The sequence below is a fragment of the Streptomyces sp. NPDC002130 genome (assembly GCF_040296465.1).
In the GTDB taxonomy this organism is placed as follows: domain Bacteria; phylum Actinomycetota; class Actinomycetes; order Streptomycetales; family Streptomycetaceae; genus Streptomyces.
In genome coordinates this window covers 1-1,701 of sequence record NZ_JBEOXI010000693.1, presented here as the reverse complement: position 1 = coordinate 1,701, position 1,701 = coordinate 1, and the positions used below count along the sequence as shown (strand labels likewise).

Here is a 1,701-nt window from a genome sequence, read left to right as displayed (position 1 = left end):
GTCTTGGCTGTCAGCATCACGATGGGCACACCGGAATCCGCACGCAGAACCCGGCATACGTCGATGCCGTTCATTCCGGGAAGCATGAGATCGAGCAGGACCAGATCGGGCCGAGTCTCACGCACTGCCGCGAGCGCCAGGGTTCCGTCGCCTACCACGTAGGGATCGAAACCCTCACCACGCAGCACGATCGTGAGCATCTCGGCGAGTGCCGTGTCGTCGTCGACAACCAGAATCCTTGGTTTCATATCCCTATCGTTGCATCTCGGAGCGATGAATCAGACCGTTACGTGGCCGTGCGGCGTGCCGCGTCTTTCCCTCTACTGTGCCGGAAAGTTCGAATCACGGCCGCAAGGGTGACCGATCACGCGAAATCCGCGAGCCTGTGCGCCAGGTCGGCCGGGTCCGTCTCCGGCCCCACGATCCACCAGGGTGAGACCCAGGCCGTCGCTGCCAACTGCGTGTACAGCTCACCGGTTCTTGCTTGCAGGCCGCCGTCGCGCTCGTAGGCGTCGAGCTGACGCGACGCGTCCTCGGCCTCACGCGAGCGGGCGCGCTGCTCGGCGAGCGCTACCGGTACGTCGAGGTACAACTGCAGATCGGGAGCTGGGAGAGCGAGTCGGCCCAGCTCCAATTCACGGACCCAGGCGACCATCTCGCCGTCCACGCCCTGATGCACGCGCGCCGCGTTGTAGGCGGCGTTGGACGCCACGTAGCGGTCGAGGAGAACAATGTCGTTGGTGAACAACAGTTCCGAGATCCGATCCGCAGCACCGGCGCGGTCCAAGGCGAACAGGACTGCCATCGCGTTCACGGATTCAGCCAGATCTCCGTGTGATCCTTTGAGTGCCTCGGCAGCAAGATCCGCGTGGATCGACTTTCCGTACCGCGGAAAATCCAGAGTTGCGATCGACGTGCCGCCGCGGCGGAGTTCGCTCTCCACTTTGCCGATCAACGTTCGCTTTCCAGCTCCGTCGAGGCCTTCCAATGCCACCAGTGTTCCCACGGCGGACAAGCCTATCCCCCGGCCTGCTTGCGCAGACCGGGGGACGGTGGGCACTACATTCTCAGCGACGAATCACCGAGTCAGTAGCGGTAGTGCTCCGGCTTGTACGGGCCTTCGACGTCGACGCCGATGTACTCAGCCTGATCCTTCGTGAGCTTGGTCAGCGTGCCACCGAGTGCCTCGACGTGGATCTTGGCGACCTTCTCGTCGAGGTGCTTCGGGAGGCGGTAGACCTCGTTGTCGTACTCGTCCGGCTTCGTCCACAGTTCGATCTGTGCGATGACCTGGTTGGAGAAGCTGTTGCTCATCACGAACGACGGGTGGCCCGTCGCGTTGCCGAGGTTGAGCAGGCGGCCTTCGGACAGCACGATGATCGAGTGGCCGTCGGCGAAGGTGAACTCGTCGACCTGCGGCTTGATGTTGATCCGCGTGACGTCGCCGGACTTCTCGAGGCCGGCCATATCGATCTCGTTGTCGAAGTGACCGATGTTGCCCAGGATGGCCTGGTGCTTCATGGCCTTCATGTGCTCGAACGTGATGATGTCCTTGTTACCGGTGGACGTGATCACGATGTCGGCCCAGCCGATGGCCTGCTCGACTGTCTTGACCTCGAAGCCGTCCATGAGCGCCTGCAGGGCGTTGATGGGGTCGACCTCGGTGACCGCGACGCGAGCGCCCTGGCCGCGAAGTGCCTC

Annotated in this window: 3 protein-coding genes; all 3 read right to left on the bottom strand. The window is 63.1% G+C overall.

Translation table 11 applies throughout. From position 1 onward, the window contains the following. A partial coding sequence (locus ABT116_RS44535; protein WP_351646623.1) for a response regulator occupies positions 1–248 on the bottom strand: 248 nt, incomplete at its 3' end. A 116-nt stretch (positions 249–364) separates the two neighbouring features. After that, positions 365–1,006: a dTMP kinase gene (locus ABT116_RS44530; RefSeq protein ID WP_298778167.1), complete on the bottom strand. Its 642-nt coding sequence runs from the start codon at positions 1,004–1,006 to the stop codon at positions 365–367. An 80-nt stretch (positions 1,007–1,086) separates the two neighbouring features. Further along, positions 1,087–1,701 (bottom strand): adenosylhomocysteinase (locus ABT116_RS44525; protein ID WP_351646620.1); only part of this gene is annotated, 615 nt, incomplete at its 5' end.